The following is a 19,149-nucleotide window of genomic DNA, read 5'->3' as shown; positions in this document are numbered from 1 at the left end:
GTGAATCCGCAGGGCCCGCCACAGCCGCGCCCCGCGTGAATCCGCCGGACCCCCATAGCCGCGCCCCGGCATGGCGTCTCGCGCGCACCGGCGGGCGGGCCGGACGCCATCGTGAGGAGCGGCGGTGTATTTGGCCGTGCAGGCACGGGAGCGAGACGCCAGGCGGGGGAGCGAGACGCCAGGCGGGGGAGCGGATGTTCGGGTGGGGAAATGCGGAACGGGCCCGGGACGACACTCTGGTCGTCTCCGGGCCCGTGGCCGTTGGCCGCTACAGCGCGGCGGTAGGGGATCAGCCCTCCTCGGCGGCCTTCGCGGCGTCCTCGGCGGCCTCGCCCTGGGGGGCGGACTCCTCGTCGGCCTCGAGATCGGCGCCCGACGGAGCCTCGATCACGTTGACCAGCAGCGTCTCCGGGTCGGAGATCAGGGTGGCGCCGGCGGGCAGGGTGACGTCGGCGGCGGTGATCTGGGTGCCGGCCTCGACGCCCGCGACGGAGATCTCGAAGTCCTCGGGGATGTCGGTCGCCTCGACCTCGACCTCGATGACGTCGGCGTCGGTGGTGACGAGGGTGCCGGGGGCGGCCTCGCCGGTGACCAGCACGGCGATCTCGACGACGACCTTCTCGCCCTTCTTCACGACGATGAGGTCGGTGTGCTCGATGACGCGGGTCAGCGGGTGCACGTCGATCTGCTTGGGCAGAGCCAGCTGCTCCTCGCCCTCGATGTCAAGGGTCAGCAGGGCGTTGGTGCCGTTGTGGCGCAGGATGGCGGCGAACTCCAGCGCGCCCAGCAGCAGGTGGCGGGGCTCGGTGTTGTGGCCGTACAGCACCGCGGGGACCTTGAAGTCGCGGCGCGCGCGGCGGGAGGCGCCCTTGCCGAACTCGGTCCGGACGGCGGCGGTGATCTTGTTCTCAGACATGCGATGACCTCTGTGTGGGTATTTCCGGCCCGGCGCGAAGCGCACCCGAGGCGGGAGCCCGAGGTGATCGCGTCGATAACGGAGCGACCCGTAGGGGTCCTCCCTCGCCGAGATGACCCGACCAGCCTAGCGTCGCCCGGGGCGTGCCCCAAATCGGGCGGGGCTCACACTCCGCGAGCCCGGAGCGCGCGAGACCCGCCGCCCCCTCGAAAGGGAACGGCGGGTCCGGGTGCTCGCGGGGCGCCGGCGGGGACGCGTCAGAGGATGTCCTCGACCTCCGCGGTGGGACGCGCGAGGCGGGTGCCCTTGTCGGTGACGACGAAGGGCCGCTCGATCAACCGCGGGTGGGCGACCATCGCGGCGAGGAGCTCGTCATCCGAGGCGTCGATCAGGCCGAGCTCGGTGAACTCCGCCTCCTTGACGCGGACGGCCTGCCGCACCGTGAGCCCGGCGTCCGCGATGAGCGTGCGCAGTTCCTCGACCGTCGGCGGGGTGTCGAGGTACTTGATGATCGTCGGCTCCACGCCCCGCTCCCGCAGCAGCTCGAGAGCCTGCCGCGACTTGGAGCAGCGGGGGTTGTGGTAGATCGTCGCGTCCATGGTCGCCCCTACGCGGAACCGTTGAACAGGCTGGTCACCGAGCCGTTCTCGAAGACCTCGTGGATGGTCCGGGCCAGCAGCGGCGCGATGGACAGCACGGTGAGGTTCTCGAAGCGCTTCTCCGGCGGGATCGGCAGCGTGTCGGTGGTGATGACCTCCTTGGCGCCGCAGGAGGCGAGGCGCTCGGCGGCCGGGTCGGAGAAGATGCCGTGCGTGGTGGCGATGATGACGTCGCCCGCACCGGCGTCCTTGAGGACCTTGACCGCGCCGGCGATGGTGCCGCCGGTGTCGATCATGTCGTCCATGAGCACGCAGGTCTTGCCCTCGACGTCACCGACGACGCGGTTGGACTTGACCTGGTTGGGCACGTTGGGATCGCGGGTCTTGTGGACGAACGCCAGCGGGGCGCCGTCGAGGGCGTCGGCCCACTTCTCGCCCACCTTGACGCGGCCGGCGTCGGGAGAGACCACGACGATGTTGTCGGTCCCGTAGTGCTGACGCACGTAGTCCGACAGCTGCCCCTGGGCGTGCATGTGGTCGACCGGACCGTCGAAGAAGCCCTGGATCTGGTCGGTGTGCAGGTCGACCGTGATGATGCGGTCGGCGCCGGCGGCCTTGAGCAGGTCGGCGATGAGGCGGGCCGAGATCGGCTCACGCCCGCGGTGCTTCTTGTCCTGGCGCGCGTACGGGTAGAACGGCAGGACCGCCGTGATCCGCTTGGCGGAGCCGCGCTTGAGCGCGTCGATCATGATGAGCTGCTCCATGATCCACTTGTTCAGCGGGGCCGGGGCGCTCTGGAGCACGAACGCGTCGCAGCCGCGGACCGACTGTTCGAAGCGGACGAAGATCTCGCCGTTGGCGAAGTCCCGGGCAGTCTGCGGGGTGACCTCGACCCCCAGCTCTGCGGCGACCTGATCGGAGAGCTCGGGGTGCGCGCGCCCCGCGAAAAACATCAGGTTCTTCTGGTTGTCGATCCACTCGCTCACTGCGTGAGTCCGTCCTTCTGGGAGTCGTTCCGGGCACGACGGGCGGCCTCTGCCGAGCCGGAATCCGGCCGGTTCTTGATCACCCAGTCGTCGATGTTCCTCTGCCGTCCTCCGGACACCGCGAGGGCGCCCGGCGGGACGTCGTCCTTGATCACGGTACCCGCGCCCGAATAGGCCCCGTCTCCGACGGTCACCGGTGCGACGAACATGGTGTCCGAACCGGTGCGGCAGTGATCGCCGATCACTGTACGGTTCTTGTTCACCCCGTCGTAATTGACGAACACGCTCGACGCCCCGATGTTGGTGTGCTCACCGATGGTCGCGTCCCCCACATAGGTCAGGTGCGGCACCTTGGTGTTGGCGCCGATCGTCGACTTCTTGACCTCGACGAACGTACCGATCTTGCTGTTCGCACCGAGGTCCGCGGCGGGCCGCAGATACGCGAACGGGCCGACCTCGGCGCCAGCCCCGACTGTGGCGCTCACCGCATGTGAACGCACGACCGTGGCACCCTCGCCGACGGTCGTGTCCTGCAGGGTGGTATCGGGGCCGATGGTCGCGCCGTCGTGGACGACGGTCGCGCCCGCCAGGTGCGTGCCGGGCAGGATCGTCACGTCCCGTCCGATCTCCACGCCCACGTCGAGCCACGTGCTGGACGGGTCGACGATGGTCGCCCCGGCGCGCATGGCCGACTCGCACAGACGGCGGTTCATCTCACCGGCCAGCGCGGCCAGCTGCACACGGTCGTTGACGCCCGCCACGAGGTCCGCGTCCTCGACGCGGTGTCCGCGGATGAGTCCGTTGGCCTGCCGGGCCAGCTGGATGACGTCGGTGAGGTACAGCTCGCCCTGCGAGTTGTCGGTGCTCAGCTGCCCGAGCTTGTCCCGCAGGACCTGCGCGTCGAACGCGTAGATGCCCGAGTTGACCTCGTTGATCGCCTTCTCGTCCTCCGAGGCGTCCTTGTGCTCGACGATCCTGAGCACCTCGCCGTCGTCGTTTCTCACGATGCGGCCGTACCCCGTGGGGTCGGGCGCCGTCGACGTCAGGACGGTGACCGCCGCCCGTGGCCTCATGTCGTGGCGGCTCACCACCTCGCGCAACGTCTCGCTGTCCAGCAGTGGGATGTCGGAGGTGGTCACGAGGACGGTGCCGGAGAAGTCGGCGGGCAGCCCGGACATGCCGGCCACGACCGCGTCACCAGTGCCCCTCTGCTCCTCCTGGACGGCCGTCGACACGGGCACCCCGAGGTCGGCCGACAGCTCCGCCACCGCGGCGGAGACCTGCTCGCGTTGGTGACCCACCACCACGACGATCGCGTCCGGCTCGATCCCCGCCGCGGCGTGCAGGGCGTGACCGAGCATGGTCCGCCCGCACACGCGGTGCAGCATCTTGGGGGTGGCGCTCTTCATCCTGGTGCCGGAGCCGGCGGCCAGGACGATGACCGCGGTCTGGGCGCGATCGGTCTGCGGTGTCGTCATCAAGTCTCCTCGGGCGTGGCAGCGCCGTGTGGGGGATGGGCGGCTGCGCAACATCTGCGCAACTACCGACGGTGTTGGACGTTCGCGTCCGAGGATAGAGGGTCACTCCGACGATCCGGACCGTCTCGCGGCCGAGTAGCCTGCCCCGGGTGTCAGTTCTGAGGCGCCAGCTCGCCGATACCCGGCCGTTGAGGCAGCCGGACTTCCGCAGACTGTGGCTCGCCAACATCGTCACGGTCATCGGCGCGCAGCTGTCCATAGTCGCGGTGCCGCAACAGGTTTTCGAGATCACCCGCAACTCCGCCTATGTCGGCCTCACCGGCGTGTTCGCGTTCGTGCCGCTCATCGTGTTCGGCCTGTGGGGCGGGGCGTTGGCCGATGCGTTCGACCGGCGCACGCTGCTCATGATCACCACCACCGGCCTCATCGCGACCGCCGCGCTGTTCTGGCTGCAGGCCGCCGCCGGGAACCAGAACGTGTGGCTGGTGATGGGGCTGCTCGCCGTGCAGCAGGCGTTCTTCGCGGTGAACCAGCCCACCCGGTCGGCGATCATCCCGAAGCTCGTCCCGTCCGATCAGTTGGCCTCGGCCTCCGCGCTCAACATGACCGTCATGCAGTTCGGCGCGATCGTCGGGCCGCTCTCGGCGGGCATCCTCATCCCGGTGCTCGGGCTGGAGTCGCTGTATCTCCTGGACTCGGTGGCGCTGCTGGCGACGCTGTACGCCGTCTACCGGCTCCCACCCCAGCAGGTGTCGGGGGAGCGCCCCTCGGTGGGGCTGCGGTCGGTGATCGACGGGTTCGCCTACCTGGCCACCCGCCGCATCCTGTTGGCCTCATTCCTCGTGGACATCATCGCCATGGTCTTCGGCATGCCGCGGGCGCTCTTCCCGCAGATCGCCACCGAGTCCTTCGGTGACCCCGCGACCGGCGGGACCGCGCTCGGGCTGTTGTTCGCCGCGATGAGCGTCGGCGCCGTGCTGGGCGGTGTGTTCTCCGGCTGGATCCCGCGTGTGCGACGGCAGGGCCTGGCGGTGCTGGTGTGCGTGGCGCTGTGGGGCCTGGCGATGGTCGCGTTCGGCGTGTTCGTCGGTGCGGCCTCACCCGAGGGCTCGGCCTGGTGGCTGTGGTTGGCGCTCGCGGCGCTGGCGTTCGGCGGTGCGGTGGACATGGTCTCGGCCGCGTTCCGTCAGGCCATCTTGCTTGAGTCGGCCACCGACGAGATGCGTGGTCGCCTGCAGGGCGTGTTCATCGTCGTGGTGGCCGGCGGGCCGCGGATCGGCGACGTCGCCCACGGCGTGGCGGCGGCGTCGGTGGGAACCGCGGTCGCGGCGGCCGGTGGCGGCGTGCTCGTCGTGATCGGCGTGGTGATCTGCGCGGTCGCGTTCCCGGCGTTCCTGCGATACACCGTCCGCAGCGCGGTCGAACGGGGCGCGAAGGGCTGAGCGGGCGCGCCGCGTCGGCTACCCGACCGCCGGGTACTGCGCTGCCTTGAGGAACCGTGCGAGATGCACCGCGTTCGACGAGAGCGTGGTGATGGTCGACGCCACGGCGGAGGGTGTCTCGTCGAGGTCCTTGTAGTCCTTGGGGTTCATCGCCTCGTGGTTCCAGTAGGTGCCGCCCTGGGCGGGGATCGTGAACCCGATGTCGTTGAGTCCCTGGAACGTGTCGGCGATGATCTTGTGCGCGCCGTCCTCGTTGCCCACCACCGAGACCACGGCGACCTTGCCGAACATCGCCGGCCGGCCGTCGTCGTCGGTGGCGGACAGCTGCGCGTCCAGACGCTCCAGCACGCGCTGCGCGATGCTCGACATGTGGCCGACCCAGGTGGGTGTGGAGAAAACCAGGATGTCGGCGGCCCTGATCTTCTCGAGGATGGCGGGCCACTGGTCGCCGTCGCCCATGTCGTCGTCGACACCCGGGCGCACATCGTAGTCGGCGACGCGGACGGTCTCACCGGTCACGCCGTGACCGGCCAACTCGTCGAGGATCTGCCGGGCGATGAGGTCACTGCTCGACTCGGCGGGAGAGGCCTTGAGCGAGCACACCAGTGCAAGGGCTTTCAGGTCCGTGTCCATGCCGCGCACGGTAGACCCACCCCGCCCGCCGGACAACCGCTGTCGCGGGTCCGCTACCAGACCGGTGGAGCGTGTCGGAGGCGACCCCTACGGTGGGGGCCACTCACGGACCGACGAGTGGAGAGGACACGCGTATGAGCACGGACAGGACGGTGGCCGACCTCGTCGTCGAACGACTGGTGGCCTGGGACGTCGAACGGATCTACGGATACGCCGGGGACGGCAACAACCCCCTGCTCGGCGCGTTGCGCCGTTCCGACATCGCCCCGGCGTTCGGGCGCGCGCGGCACGAGGAGTCCGCGGCGTTCATGGCGGTGGCCGACGCCAAGTACTCGGGCGCCGTCGGCGTGGTGACCTCCACCCAGGGTCCGGGCGCGATGCACCTCATCAACGGCCTGTACGACGCCAAACTCGACAGCGTGCCGGTGGTGGCCCTGGTCGCGCAGCAGCACACCAGCGTGCTCGGCTCCGGCTATCAGCAGGAGATCAACCTCGGTGACGTCTTCTCCGACGTCGCAGGGCCGTACATGCAGACCGTCGCGTCGGCCGAGCAGGTGCCGTTCGTGCTCGACCGGGCATTCCGTTCCGCGCTCACGCACCGCACGCCGGTGGTGGTAATCCTCCCGCACGACGTGCAGAACGCACCCGCGCCGGAGTTGGGGGACGACCTCGACCAGGAGCACGGGGTGGTGGTCACCGCTCCCGAGTGGACCCACGGGGTCACCACGCCTCGTGACGACGATGTGGCGCGCGCGGTGGACGTGCTCGACGCGGGGGAGCGGATCGCGATCCTCGCCGGGCGCGGTGCGGCCGGGGCACAGGCCGAGCTCATGGAGTTGGCCGACCGCCTGGGCGCCGGCGTGACGATGAGCCTGTTGGGTAAGCCGTACGTCGACGAGTCGTCACCGTTGGTGGGTGGGACCATGGGGCATCTGGGGACGACGGCGAGCGCGCGCATCCTCCAGAACTGCGACACCCTCCTGATAGTCGGATCGAACGACCCCTGGACGGAGTTCTACCCGAAGCCCGGGCAGGCGCGGGCCGTGCAGATCGACCTGGACCCGGTACACCTGGCGAACCGGTATCCGATCGAGGTGGGCCTGGTCGGCGATGCCGCGCACGCGCTGCGTGAGCTGCTCGGGCGGGTGGCGGAGAAGGACCGCTCCGCCTGGCGTGGCGACGTCGAGACATGGGTGCGGCAGTGGCGGGAGATCTCCCGCGAGCGCTCCGAGGTGCCCGCGCGCGGGCTCAATCCCGAGCTGGTCGCTCGGCGGCTGGCCGACCACATACCGCACGACGCGCGCCTCGCCGTGGACGTGGGCAGCAGTGTCTATCACTACGTGCGGCAGATGGATCTGCCCACCTCCGTGCCCGCGCACCTGTCGTCGACGCTGGCCTCGATGGGCTGCGGCATCCCGTACGCGATCGCCGCCAAGGCCGCCGCACCCGCCAAGCCGGTGGCCGTGCTGGCCGGCGACGGCGCAGTACAGATGATCGGGATTAACGAGCTGATCACCGTGGCCGAGGCGTGGCCCGCCTGGGAGGACCCGACCATGGTGATCGTGGTGCTCAGCAATCGCGATCTGGCCGAGGTGAGCTGGGAGCAGCGGGAGAGCGAGTCGCAGCCGCGGTTCGCGCGCTCCCAGGAGGTGCCGGAGTTCGACATGGCCGCCTACGCCGAGCTGCTCGGCCTGCGGGGGATCCGGGTCGAGGAGCCCGACCAGCTGGTGCCGGCGCTGGAGGAGGCGTTCTCCGCGGACCGGCCCACGGTCATCGACGCGATCACCGATCCGGACGTCCCGCTGCTGCCGCCGTTCCCGCACGGCCGCGAGATGCTCGAGTCGATGCGCACCGGCCTGCAGGCCGAGGGCGCCGCAGGCGAGCACGCCCTCGAGCTGCTGGAGACGTACGCACGGATGGAGGAGGAGCGGTTCACGTGACGGGGATGAACGGACCAGGCCGACCCGACAACGACCCGGCGTTCCGGCCCGATGCCGAGGTGGAGCGCAGGCCGCGCCGCTCGCGCCAGCCCGCGCTGACGGTGCTGGCAGTGGTGGCGATCCTGCTGCTGGTTCTGGCGGTGGGGATCTTCGGCGGCATCTTCTAGGCGGAGGCCGACTGGGCAGCGGCTACGTGTTCATCCCACCGCGGGGGAGTAGGAGCGCTGCGACACCCATCGCGGTCCGTTCTCTGAGTACATCGCGGATACGCGAAAATGCTCAGCGAGCGTGTGCCTCTGCCTAACATCTGGCGCACCCATGAAAGGTCCGATATGCGCTCTGCTCTTTTCGCTGCGGCGGCGGCCGTCCTGGTTCTTGCCGGATGTTCCGCTCAATCCGACTCGGAATCCGAAGCGCTGCCCACGCCGATCACCTCGAGTTCGGCTCCGGCTGGGCCCGCTGAAGTACCTATCGCTCTCGGGGAGGTGTTCACCATCAGCGGGCCGAGTTACACCGCTGACGTCACGATCGAGCGAGTATTCGTTCCCGGGGCCTGCAGTGGGGCACCGGACGACTCTGTTGCCATTCAGGTCGATGTAGACGTGAAGTCCGGCGACGGGACTCGGGAAGTACTTAATACGGGCACGATCCGCGAACGCACGCGCGACGGCTACATCGAGAAGGAGCGGACGATCTCGCGGAGTTGCGGCGATATTGACGAGCTCGACGCCGTGAACGTCCAGACCGGTGACAAGTATCGAGGAGTCGTCTGGATCAAAGACGACGTCGACCCTGAATCCGAGCTGCTGATCAACGCTCCGACTGGTGGCGGGCCGATTACCGAAGTCTTCGTGTTGAATCTGAGCGACATCGAGATAGCAACAGACGCCCCGGCGCCACCAGCCGACGACGAACCTACTGCGCCGACAGCGGCCGCTGTACCGACAACGGCGGCGCCGACGGTCGTCGAGTGCCTGTTCGGGACCCCCGGGCCGTCTCGCATGTCAGACGGGACGATCCAGAACACCGAGTTCTGTGCCAATCAGCCGGGTGCAGCCGAGAGTCGATACCTGGAATCGAACTGCTCGGACATGGCGTGGCGTCAAGAGATGGGTTTCGAGGGCGACCGTCTGTGCGGGTCGTCCCTCTTTGAGGATGGAGCATTGGGCGGCAACTAGTCGGCTGGACTGATGAGAAGGTCCGCGTCCGACAACGCGCTGGCTTCCAGGAGTCATCCTCCGCGCGACCCGCGGCACCTTCACGTGCGCGGCGAAGGTCGGGAGTGCTCGAGCTCCCCCGCCAGGACTCGAACCTGAAATGCCTGAACCAAAATCAGGAGTGTTGCCAATTACACCACGGGGGAACGGCCCGCGCGCGGGCCACTCCCCAGTCTGGCATACGAGCACGGCCCCACTGTCGCCTACCTGTTCCCGGATGGGTGGCCTGGCCGCTAGCAGCCCACACGGGGGAGTCCGACCCCTGATCGGTCGGCCGCGTTCAATGCTCCGACTAGGCTTTTCCGTCGAGGGAGGCGACACCACATGACAGGTCAGTCGGAAATGACGCCGGCGCCGCGTACCAGGATGTCAGCGGCGAAACGCCGGCAGCAGTTGGTCGAGGTGGGCCGCCGGATTTTCGCCGAGTACGGTTACGACGCGGCCACTGTCGAGGAGATCGCGTCGGTCGCAGGCGTGTCCAAGCCGGTCGTCTACGAGCACTTCGGCGGCAAGGAGGGCCTGTACGCGGTGGTGTGTGACCGCGAGCTGGCCTATCTGGGTGCCGAGATCACCGAGGCGTTGGAGGGCGAGGGGTCGCGCCGCCGCATCGAGCGCGCCGCGATGGCGCTGCTTCGCTACGTGGAGGAGCGCACCGACGGGTTCCGGATCCTGGTGCGTGATTCGTCGCTGAACAACGGTGGCTCGTACTCGACGCTGCTCAACGATGCCACGGCCAGTGTCACCTACATCCTCGAGGAGGAGTTCGTGGCCCGCGGGTTCGACCCGGTCACCACGAACGTCTATGCCCAGGCCCTGGTCGGCATGGTCTCCGGCACCGCGCAATGGTGGCTTGATGAGCGCACTCCGCCCAAGGAGGAGGTGGCCGCGCATATCGTCAATCTCTGCTTCAACGGCCTGTCGCACCTCGATCCCGCGCCGTCGCTCGAGTCAGGTGTCATGGCGAAGTACTCCAGCCGCAGTCATCCGGCCGGCGACTCGGCCGGGCGCGATCTGCGCCCGGGGCCGGCTCGGCCCTGAGCGCACCGTAAGTGACGCGGGCCCGTGAGCGCACGTGAGGTCCCCGGTGAGTCCGCCACCCTCTGCGAGGCACCGGCCGAGAAGAACAGGGCCCGCCGGAAAGAACGAAGCCCCCGCGGCCCTCGAATAGCGGGCAGCGGGGGCATTCGTGTCAGCAGGTTCGGCAGTCACGGCCTGCCTGAACGGTCGGTCCGAGAATCAGACCTCGTCGGCCACCGGGGCGCTCGAGAGCTTGGCGGCATCACTGCGTAGACGGAACGAGACGGCGATCATGATCAAACCGACGATCACGCCGAACCAACCGGCGAACGGCAGGAAATTCTCGATGGTCGACGGCCCGAACAGCGCCAGGCCGAGTCCCACCACGGCGATCACAACGCCGACCGCACCCATGATCCACGCGTTGGCGACGACGGTCCGGAGGGTGGACGCGCCGTAGACCAGCAGCGCACCGGAGGCGATCAGCCAGATCGCGAAGAGCAGCACCAGCGCGGTCACGGTGATAGACGGCCAGAACAGCACGACCAGGCCGAGCACGATGAAGAGCGCGCCGCCTCCGATGAACAGGCTCGACGAGCCGCTGTGTCCGCGCAGCCCCAGGCCCGTGGTGATGGTCATAGCGCCGTCTGCGATCGCGAACGCCGCCACGAGGAACACCGCGAGCATGAGGCTCGAGCCGGGGGCGATCAGCGCGGTGATGCCGAGTACGAGCGCCAGGACACCGCGGATCAGCTGGACCCACCAATTTCGGGTGAGGGACGTGATCATTGTTTCCACCTCTCTGTCAGCGGGCTCTCAGCCCGTACGCCTAGTGATCATGCCCGCACTTCGGATTTGCGGCAGTCCACTGTGAGGCATTGGACTCTAGTAGGTATCCGCCGGTGTTCGCGGGTGCCAGCAGCGCGCGCCAGCGCCTGCAGGTGGCCGCCGACGCCGACGGGGTGCAGGGCGAGGGCCGCCGGATCAGAGGTTCGCGAAGAAGTCCGCCCAGTAGAAGTCCCAGAACGCCCACAGGATGACGCCCGCCACGGCGAGGAACCACACGACCACCGGCACGAGATGCCACTGCTGCAGTGTGCGCACCCACCGGGCCGCCGTGAGTTTGGCCAGTACGTGCAGCAGCGTGTACCAGAACATGGGGATGGTGGTGGCCCACACGACCATGCACCACGGGCACAGGACCTGGATCGAGAAGATGGACTGGAACGCCAGCCAGTGCACGAACCCGGAGGCGAACGTCAGGCCCAGCAGCGTGCCCACCCAGTACCAGCGGGGCAACCGCACGCCGGACGCGGCGGCGACGCCGATCGCGATCACGATGCCGTACCCGACGAGCCCGATGAACGGGTTGGGGAAGCCGAACGCCGCGCCCTGCTCCGAGTTGATGACGCTCTTGCAGCTCATGAGGATGGAGAAATTGCACGCGGGCGTGTAGTCCGGGTTCTCCAGCAGCCGGATCTTGTCCAGGCTGAGCTGGAACGACGCGACCAGCGCGATGGCCGAGCCGATCGCCAGCAGCACGCCGATCCACCGGTCGGTGAAGACCCGCGAACCGCCGCCCGTCGTGCCGGCGGCGGGACTGGGGTCGACGGCGTGTGTGGTCTCGCGCATACGCACAGGCTACCGGTGCCCCCGCGCCGTTAGAGTGGAGCATCTGGCAGGGGAGAGTGCGTCGCGCCCCGACGCGCGAGGTCGCCCGCCCCGAGCCCGCCGCGCAGCCGACCCCCGCCTGCCGATGTCGCCCCTACCCTGAAGGACCCGCACGCGTGACCTCCACCGCCCCCGCCGTCACCTCCACGACCGCCGCGCTGTCCGGTCTGGCCGGTGCGGTCATCTCCAACCCGGCGCTGGCCGACCTCCGCGCGGGCCTGGACCGCGACGCCGCGGTGGTGCGCGCGCCGGAGTCGCTGCGCCCGTTCCTGGTGGGCGCGCTGGCCGAGCGCGCGCCGCTGCTGGTGGTCACCGCCACCGAGCGCGAGTGTGAGGAACTCGCCGACGAACTGTCGGGGATGTACGACGGCGAGGTGGCGCAGTTCCCGAGCTGGGAGACGTTGCCGCACGAGCGTCTGTCGCCGGCGGCCGACACGATCGGTCGCCGCCTCGAGGTGCTGTCCGCCGTGATGGCCGAACGGGCGCCGAGGATCATCGTCGCGGCGGCGCGATCGGTGGTGCAGCCCATCTCCCCGGCGGCCGCCCGCCGCGAGCCCGTGCGCCTGACCCGGGGCGACGAGGTCGACCCGACCGAACTCATGGCCCGCCTGGCCGAGTTCGCCTACACCCGCGAGGACATGGTCGCCCGCCGCGGCGACATCGCCGTGCGCGGCGGCATCGTGGACGTCTTCCCGACCACGGCCGACCACCCGCTGCGCATCGAGTTCGACGGCGACGAGATCGCCGAGATCCGCGAGTTCTCCGTCGCCGACCAGCGCTCGCTGCCCGACGGCGAGGTCGAGCAGGTCGTCCTCTACCCGTGCCGCGAGCTGCTGCTCGACGACGACGTCCGCGCCCGGGCCGGTCAGCTGGCCGCCGAGCACCGCGCCAACCCGACGCTGGCCGAGCTCCTGGACTCGTTGGCCGAGGGCATCCCGCGCGACGGCATGGAGGCCCTGACCTCCGTGCTCGTGCCGGGCGAGATGGCCACCCTGCCGATGCTCATGCCGGACGACACCCGCGTCGTGGTGTGCGACCCCGACAAGGTGCGCCGCCGCGCCGCCGACCTCGCCTCGGCGGGCCGGGAGTTCCTCGAGGCCTCGTGGACCGCCGCGACCATGGGCGGCGACGCCCCCGTCGACAGCGAGACCCTCGACCTGTCCGGCTCGGGCTACCGGACCTTCTCCTCCGTGCGCGAGGAGGCCACCGAGGCGGGCCGCGCCTGGTGGCAGCTCGTCCCGCCCGGATTCCTCACCGACCCCGAGGACGGCCTCGTGGTGACCGTCGAGGCCGGCGATCCGCCCGCCCCGCGCGGCAAGGACTCCGAGATGGAGGCCATGTTCGTGCGGCTGCGCGCGCTCGTCGGCGCCGGCGGCCGGGCCGCGATGGTGGTCCCCGGCCACGGCACCGTGGCCCGCATCCTGGAACGCCTGTCCGAGGCCGAGGTCCCCGCCACCGCCGCGCAGGCGGGATCCGAGCCCGCCGACGGACTCGTGTCGGTCTACGAGGCGGTCCTGCACGCCGGGTTCGCGCTCACCGGGGGCGCCGACGGGGCGTCCGGCGACCTCGTCGTCGTCTCCGAAACCGACCTCACCGGCAACCGACTCGGTTCCACGGCGCGCCCCAAGGCCCGCCACTCCAAGCGCCGCAACCAGGTCGACCCGCTCGCCCTCAAGGCCGGCGACCTGGTCGTCCACGACCAGCACGGCATCGGCCGGTTCGTCGAGATGGTCGAGCGGCAGGTGCGCGGCGGCGACGGCTCCTCGCGGCGCGAGTACCTGGTGATCGAGTACGCGCCCGGCAAGCGCGGCGCGGCCGGCGACCGGCTCTACGTGCCGATGGAGTCGCTCGGCCAGCTCAGCCGCTACGTCGGCGGCGAGGCACCGCCGCTGTCCAAGATGGGCGGTGCCGACTGGCAGAACACCAAGCGTAAGGCCCGCAAGGCCGTCCGCGAGATCGCCACCGAGCTCGTCCAGCTCTACGCCAAGCGGCAGTCCGCGCCCGGCCGCGCCTTCGGCCCCGACACTCCGTGGCAGCGCGAGATGGAGGACGCGTTCCCGTTCACCGAGACCGTCGACCAGCTCAGCGCGATCGAGGAGGTCAAGGCGGACATGGAGAAGTCCGCCCCCATGGACCGCGTCGTGGTGGGCGACGTCGGCTACGGCAAGACCGAGGTCGCCGTGCGCGCCGCGTTCAAGGCCGTCCAGGACGGCACCCAGGTCGCCGTACTCGTGCCCACGACGCTGCTCGCGCAGCAGCACCTCGCGACGTTCACCGAGCGCATGACCGGCTTCCCCGTGACCATCAAGGGGCTCAGCCGCTTCACCTCGGACGCCGAGGCCAAGGAGATCCTCAAGGGCCTGGCCGACGGGACGGTCGACGTGGTGATCGGTACCCACCGCCTGCTCGCCACGGGTGTGCGGTGGAAGAACCTCGGCCTGGTGATCGTGGACGAGGAGCAGCGTTTCGGCGTGGAGCACAAGGAGCACATCACCTCCCTGCGCACCCACGTCGACGTGCTCACCATGTCCGCCACGCCGATCCCGCGCACGCTCGAGATGTCGCTGGCCGGCATCCGCGAGATGAGCCAGATCCTCACCCCGCCCGAGGAGCGCCTGCCCGTGCTCACGTACGTGGGCGCGTACTCGGACAAGCACGTGGCCGCCGCCATCCGGCGCGAGCTGCTGCGCGAGGGACAGGTGTTCTACGTCCACAACCGGGTGCGAACCATCGACTCCACCGCCGCGAGGATCCGCGACCTCGTGCCCGAGGCGCGCGTCGTGGTGGCGCACGGGCAGATGGGGGAGGAGCAGCTCGAGCAGACCGTCGGCGGGTTCTGGAACCGCGAGTACGACGTGCTGGTGTGTACGACCATCGTCGAGACCGGCCTGGACATCTCCAACGCCAACACGCTCATCGTGGACCGCTCCGACCAGCTGGGACTGTCGCAGATGCACCAGCTGCGCGGCCGCGTGGGCCGGTCCCGCGAGCGCGGGTACGCCTACTTCCTCTACGACCCGGAGAAGCCGCTCACCGAGACCGCCTACGACCGGCTCGCGACCATCGCGCAGAACAACGACCTCGGCGCGGGCATGGCCGTGGCGATGAAGGACCTCGAGCTGCGCGGTGCCGGCAACGTGCTGGGCGCCGAGCAGTCGGGCCACATCGCGGGCGTCGGGTTCGACCTCTACATCCGTCTCGTCGGCGAGGCGGTGGAGGCCTACCGCGCGATCGCCGACGGCGAGAAGGTCGAGACGCAGGAGGAGCTCGGCGAGATCCGCATCGAGCTTCCCGTCGACGCCTTCATCCCGCCCGACTACGTGGACGGCGACCGGCTGCGGCTCGAGGCCTACCGCAAGCTCTCGCAGGCGCGCGAGCCCGGCGATATCGACGCCGTGGTGGAGGAGCTGCTCGACCGGTACGGGCCCCTGCCCGTCGAGGCCCGCCGCGTGGTGTCGGTGGCGCGGCTGCGGCTCGTCGCGCAGAAGTACCAGGTGCGCGAGATCGTCCTGGCCGGCTCGCGCCTGCGCGTGGGCCCGCTCGACCTGCTGGACTCGCAGCAGATGCGTCTCAAGCGCATGTACCCGGCCGCGCAGTACCGGGCCACGCAGAAGACCGTGCTCCTGCCGCTGCCCAAGGCCGCCGGGGCCCGCGCCGGTGCGGGCGGGGAGAAGGCGCGCGACGACGAGATGTTGCAGTACGCCGCCGACTTCCTCACCGCGATGGCCGGCGACCCGGAGGGGTCGAACCCGGTGATCCAGCCCGAGACCGCGCCCGCCCGATGAGCTCCGGCGGCGGGGCGGCAGGCGCCGGCGGCTCCGGGCGCGATTCCGCTCCGCCCCCGCGCGGCCACCATCGAGAAGACGGTTTCGCACACGGCCACTCGGCCGACGCGGGCGAAACTGTCTTCTCGACGACGGTCGGCGACGGGGCGGCCGACCGCGCGGATGGGGGAGGCGACCGCCTGTCCGAGGCCGTCGCCGTGATGGCCCGCATCCGCCGCCACGGCCGGTGGGAGTCCGCCCAGACCCACGCCTCGCTCCTGCCGTACCTGATCGAGGAGTCGTGGGAGCTGGTCGACGCGGTGGCCGACGGCGACCGCGACGAGCTCGTCTCCGAGCTCGGTGACCTGTTGCTGCAGGTGCTGTTCCACGCGGCGATCGGGGCCGAGCGCGCGGACGCGCCCTTCGACATCCAGGACGTCGCGGGCGCGTTGCTCGACAAGCTCCGTCGCCGCGCGCCGTACTGGTTCGACGACGACGCCGCCGCCGACGCCGCCCTCACAACGACCGGAGCCGACGACGACGAAGCCAGCGCCCGCGTCCCGTCCGCAGCGGCCCTGGACGCGGACGAGCAGGACCGCCTGTGGCAACAGGCCAAGGTCGCCGAGCGCGCGGGCCGCCCGCCACGCGGCGTCGTCGAGGGCATCTCGTGGGACATGCCGGCGTTGGCGCTGGGGCAGAAGGTCTTGGCCCGCGCCCGCTCGGCGGGCATTCCCGACGACCTGGTGCCCGCCGGGATGCGGGTCGTGCACATCGACTCCACCGGCCTGTTCCGAGACGCGCCCACTGGCGCGGGCGGCGTCAACACCGACGCCGCCGACGCCGCCGACGCGCGTGACTCCGCCGCCGGTGCTTCCGGCTCGGCGGAGGTGGAGTACCGACAGGCGGTCCGGCGGTTCGCGGCCACTGTCCGGGCCGCGGAGTCGCGGCTCCCGGTGCCCGCCGTCGACGCCACGGACGCCGACTGGCGCGCGGCCTGGCCTGACTGAGGCGTTCCGACGCCGGCACCTCGCGGCGCTCACCCCGCGCCGAGTGGTCGAAGCCGGTCACTTCGCCCCTGCACGGGGTCTGGCCGCCGCTGCCTTTCCTGCCACTCGCCGGCACGTGCCTGTGCGAGATGGACTCGCGCTTATGTTTACGCGTCATTCGCGGCTTGGGTCACGCTCGCTTAGGCAGACTAGCGTTCGGTGACCCAGGTCACGTGTGCGGCATGCGCCCAGCCTATGGGCGGTGTTTTTTGCGCCTCGGCGCAAGAGTGTGAGCCTGTGCGCTCGACTGACACGCGTCCGAAGCGAAACCTGAGCGCCGCGCTCACTTTGGACTTTTCCTCCATCGGCCGGCCGATTTTCGGGCCCGATTCGTGGGTCGAGCGGGCCGCTCGTTGGACGCTCCGACAACCGTGGATTCTCAGTTTCCTCCCAACTTCACTATGCTCGTCACGTTGGTCAGATAAGTGAAGAGCGAAAGGGCAGAGAAATTTGCTGGAATATACTGCGCTGAGCGCTACTGCTGTCGTTCTCCTTCTGCTGCTGTTCTATGGCGGGACGATGGTCATGTCCATGCGGATCGCGCGCAAGGACGAGAACGCGGACAACTACATGACGGCCGGTCACAAGATCGGCTTCGGGATCTCGGCGGCGTCGATGACCGCCACGTGGATCTGGGCGTCGTCCATGTACGCCTCGGTGAACTCGGGCTACCTCTACGGCGTGTCGGGCCCGATCCACTACGGGCTCTGGGGTGCCCTGATGATCCTGTTCATCTACCCCTTCGGCCGCCGCATCCGGAAGGTCGCCCCGCAGGCTCACACGCTCGCGGAGGTCATGTTCGCTCGCCACGGCCGGTCCTCGCAGCTCATGCTGGCCGGATCCAACATCCTCGGTTCCGTCATCTCGTTGACGTCGAACTTCATCGCCGGTGGCGCACTGATCTCCATGCTGAGTCCGTTCAGCTTCATCCAGGGCGTGATCGTCATCGCCGCCGGTGTGTTGCTGTACACGCTATGGTCGGGCTTCCGCGCCTCGGTGCTGACGGACTTCGCGCAGGTGCTGGCGATGTTGGGCGCGGTGGTCATCATCGTGCCGGCGATGTTCTTCTTCCTCGGCGGCACGGAGCTCTTCGAGACCGGCGCCCAGAACCTCACGCAGCAGCAGCAGTCGTTCTTCTCGTCGGAGGCGTTCCTCAACCAGGGCGCGCCGTACATCGCGGCGGTGCTGGCGTACGCGATCGGTAACCAGACCATCGCGCAGCGGCTGTTCGCGGTGCGTGAGGATCTCATCAAGCCGACGTTCATCACGGCGACGATCGGCTACGGTGCCACGATCATCGGCATCGGCATGATCGGTGTGCTCGGGCTCTACGCGGGCATCCAGCCGGTGGAGGGCGATCCCAACAACCTGCTCCCGCAGGTCGCGGCGGAGTACCTGCCGGGCGTGCTGGTCGCGCTGTTCTTCATCATGATCATCGGGTCGCTGTCGTCGACTGCGGACTCGGACCTGGCGGCCATGTCCTCGATCGCGATGACGGACATGTACGGCCAGAGCATGCGCAGCCGCGGTCAGATCCCCAATCCGCGGATGATGCTGACGATCGGCCGGGTGACGATGATCCTGGCGACGGTCGCAGCCCTGTTCTTCGCCAACATGCGGTTCAACATCCTCGATCTGCTGGTGTTCGTGGGTGCGCTGTGGGGCGCGCTGGTCTTCCCGGTGATCGCGAGCTTCTACTGGAAGAAGGTCACCAACTCCGCGTTCACCGTGTCGGTGATCGTGGCGCTGGCGGCGTTCCTGCCGACGCGCTTCGGGCTCGTCCCGGACACGGGCGCCCTGCCGATCGTGACCGAGGCGCTGGCCGTGGTCGGCGTGGCGGTGGTGCTGGGCTTGATGGTCTTCGGCTTCCTCGGGTTGCGGGTGGCGTTCATCGTCGGCGCGGTCGGTGCGCTGGCCAGTGCGCCGTTCATCTTCGGCTTCCTGCGCGACTACGACACGCTGACCGCCTCGCTGGTGGCGTACGCGGTGAGCACGCTGGTGTGTGCGGGCATGTCGTTCCGTAGCTCGACGAACTTCGACTTCGCCACGATCGCGCGCGACACCGCCGACTACGACACCGAGGAGGTCGCCGAGATGCTCGAGGCGGAGGCCGACGCGACGGAGACCGCCGACGTCGACGACGAGTCCGAGGTGGTCACCGCCGGTAGGGACCGTCGCCGACGCGATGACGACGACAACGACGACGACGACCTCGTTCGGGTCTGAGAAGGAGGACGACCACTCATGTCACCGATCTTGCTGACGATCTATGTGCTCATCTGGCCCGTCTTGGTGGCGGGCACCCTGGCGGTCATCGTGCGGGGCTTCGTCAAGGAGGCCGCGGAGGCCAAGAGGGAAGGCGCCCCGATCATTTAACGCCAGCGCACGCGAGGCGAGCGCCCGCGAGACCACGGCCCCCGGTCGGCAGTCGCCGACCGGG

At 69.5% G+C, this 19,149-nt stretch carries 16 protein-coding genes and 1 tRNA gene; 9 read left to right on the top strand and 8 right to left on the bottom strand.

The window, feature by feature from the left end; all coding sequences use genetic code 11:
• Nucleotides 1-289: 289 nt before the first annotated feature.
• From HMPREF3086_RS02240 to glmU, 4 genes are all read right to left on the bottom strand, one after another.
• Nucleotides 290-916, bottom strand: a complete 627-nt coding sequence (locus tag HMPREF3086_RS02240) for a 50S ribosomal protein L25/general stress protein Ctc (RefSeq protein ID WP_070719950.1) — start codon at nucleotides 914-916, stop codon at nucleotides 290-292.
• Nucleotides 917-1,173: 257 nt separating this feature from the next.
• A complete protein-coding gene (gene arsC / locus HMPREF3086_RS02235; protein WP_070719949.1) occupies nucleotides 1,174-1,515 on the bottom strand; it encodes an arsenate reductase (glutaredoxin) in 342 nt (113 codons plus the stop codon).
• Between the two features lie 8 nt (nucleotides 1,516-1,523).
• Nucleotides 1,524-2,501 (bottom strand): ribose-phosphate diphosphokinase, encoded by a 978-nt coding sequence (locus HMPREF3086_RS02230; RefSeq protein WP_007630089.1) that lies wholly within the window; start codon nucleotides 2,499-2,501, stop codon nucleotides 1,524-1,526.
• The gene (gene glmU, locus HMPREF3086_RS02225; RefSeq protein WP_070719946.1) at nucleotides 2,498-3,979 is read right to left on the bottom strand and encodes a bifunctional UDP-N-acetylglucosamine diphosphorylase/glucosamine-1-phosphate N-acetyltransferase GlmU; all 1,482 of its coding nucleotides are present in this window, start codon (nucleotides 3,977-3,979) and stop codon (nucleotides 2,498-2,500) included. Before glmU ends, HMPREF3086_RS02230 begins: the two co-directional genes overlap by 4 nt.
• Nucleotides 3,980-4,137: 158 nt before the next feature.
• Between glmU and HMPREF3086_RS02220 the strand changes: the two genes are divergently transcribed.
• On the top strand, nucleotides 4,138-5,421 hold the full coding sequence (locus HMPREF3086_RS02220) for an MFS transporter (RefSeq protein WP_070719954.1): 1,284 nt from the start codon (nucleotides 4,138-4,140) through the stop codon (nucleotides 5,419-5,421).
• An 18-nt stretch (nucleotides 5,422-5,439) separates the two neighbouring features.
• Here HMPREF3086_RS02220 and HMPREF3086_RS02215 read toward each other — a convergent pair whose 3' ends face one another.
• Nucleotides 5,440-6,054: a flavodoxin family protein gene (locus HMPREF3086_RS02215; protein ID WP_070719945.1), complete on the bottom strand. Its 615-nt coding sequence runs from the start codon at nucleotides 6,052-6,054 to the stop codon at nucleotides 5,440-5,442.
• A 134-nt stretch (nucleotides 6,055-6,188) separates the two neighbouring features.
• Here HMPREF3086_RS02215 and HMPREF3086_RS02210 point away from each other — a divergent pair, with 134 nt between their 5' ends.
• The 3 genes from HMPREF3086_RS02210 to HMPREF3086_RS02205 all read left to right on the top strand — a co-directional run bounded on the left by HMPREF3086_RS02210 (nucleotide 6,189) and on the right by HMPREF3086_RS02205 (nucleotide 9,172).
• Nucleotides 6,189-7,994 (top strand): thiamine pyrophosphate-requiring protein, encoded by a 1,806-nt coding sequence (locus HMPREF3086_RS02210; RefSeq protein WP_070719943.1) that lies wholly within the window; start codon nucleotides 6,189-6,191, stop codon nucleotides 7,992-7,994.
• Entirely contained in the window at nucleotides 7,991-8,161 is a 171-nt protein-coding gene (locus HMPREF3086_RS18820; RefSeq protein WP_156482616.1) for a hypothetical protein, read from the top strand. Before HMPREF3086_RS02210 ends, HMPREF3086_RS18820 begins: the two co-directional genes overlap by 4 nt.
• A gap of 318 nt (nucleotides 8,162-8,479) precedes the next feature.
• Entirely contained in the window at nucleotides 8,480-9,172 is a 693-nt protein-coding gene (locus HMPREF3086_RS02205; protein ID WP_070719941.1) for a hypothetical protein, read from the top strand.
• A 113-nt stretch (nucleotides 9,173-9,285) separates the two neighbouring features.
• Here the strand turns inward: HMPREF3086_RS02205 and HMPREF3086_RS02200 are convergent.
• Nucleotides 9,286-9,357, bottom strand: a tRNA-Gln gene (locus HMPREF3086_RS02200).
• 220 nt (nucleotides 9,358-9,577) lie between these two features.
• Between HMPREF3086_RS02200 and HMPREF3086_RS02195 the strand changes: the two genes are divergently transcribed.
• Nucleotides 9,578-10,249 (top strand): TetR/AcrR family transcriptional regulator, encoded by a 672-nt coding sequence (locus HMPREF3086_RS02195; protein ID WP_061229823.1) that lies wholly within the window; start codon nucleotides 9,578-9,580, stop codon nucleotides 10,247-10,249.
• A gap of 198 nt (nucleotides 10,250-10,447) precedes the next feature.
• Here HMPREF3086_RS02195 and HMPREF3086_RS02190 read toward each other — a convergent pair whose 3' ends face one another.
• On the bottom strand, nucleotides 10,448-11,017 hold the full coding sequence (locus tag HMPREF3086_RS02190; RefSeq protein WP_070719939.1) for an HdeD family acid-resistance protein: 570 nt from the start codon (nucleotides 11,015-11,017) through the stop codon (nucleotides 10,448-10,450).
• A gap of 195 nt (nucleotides 11,018-11,212) precedes the next feature.
• Entirely contained in the window at nucleotides 11,213-11,860 is a 648-nt protein-coding gene (locus tag HMPREF3086_RS02185; protein ID WP_070719937.1) for a vitamin K epoxide reductase family protein, read from the bottom strand.
• Nucleotides 11,861-12,015: 155 nt separating this feature from the next.
• On the opposite strand from HMPREF3086_RS02185, the gene mfd reads away from it, so the two are divergent.
• From mfd to HMPREF3086_RS19225, 4 genes are all read left to right on the top strand, one after another.
• Nucleotides 12,016-15,684, top strand: a complete 3,669-nt coding sequence (mfd, locus tag HMPREF3086_RS02180; protein WP_070719936.1) for a transcription-repair coupling factor — start codon at nucleotides 12,016-12,018, stop codon at nucleotides 15,682-15,684.
• A gap of 200 nt (nucleotides 15,685-15,884) precedes the next feature.
• A complete protein-coding gene (locus tag HMPREF3086_RS02175) occupies nucleotides 15,885-16,670 on the top strand; it encodes a MazG nucleotide pyrophosphohydrolase domain-containing protein (protein WP_246830859.1) in 786 nt (261 codons plus the stop codon).
• A gap of 489 nt (nucleotides 16,671-17,159) precedes the next feature.
• The gene (locus HMPREF3086_RS02170; RefSeq protein WP_210401820.1) at nucleotides 17,160-18,935 is read left to right on the top strand and encodes a sodium:solute symporter family protein; all 1,776 of its coding nucleotides are present in this window, start codon (nucleotides 17,160-17,162) and stop codon (nucleotides 18,933-18,935) included.
• An 18-nt stretch (nucleotides 18,936-18,953) separates the two neighbouring features.
• Nucleotides 18,954-19,085: a putative transporter small subunit gene (locus HMPREF3086_RS19225; protein WP_007631220.1), complete on the top strand. Its 132-nt coding sequence runs from the start codon at nucleotides 18,954-18,956 to the stop codon at nucleotides 19,083-19,085.
• The last annotated feature ends 64 nt before the right edge of the window (nucleotides 19,086-19,149 follow it).

Origin of the sequence: Dietzia sp. HMSC21D01 (assembly GCF_001815995.1) — a bacterium.
Lineage (GTDB): Bacteria > Actinomycetota > Actinomycetes > Mycobacteriales > Mycobacteriaceae > Dietzia > Dietzia cinnamea.
This window is presented reverse-complemented; position numbering and strand designations above follow the sequence as displayed.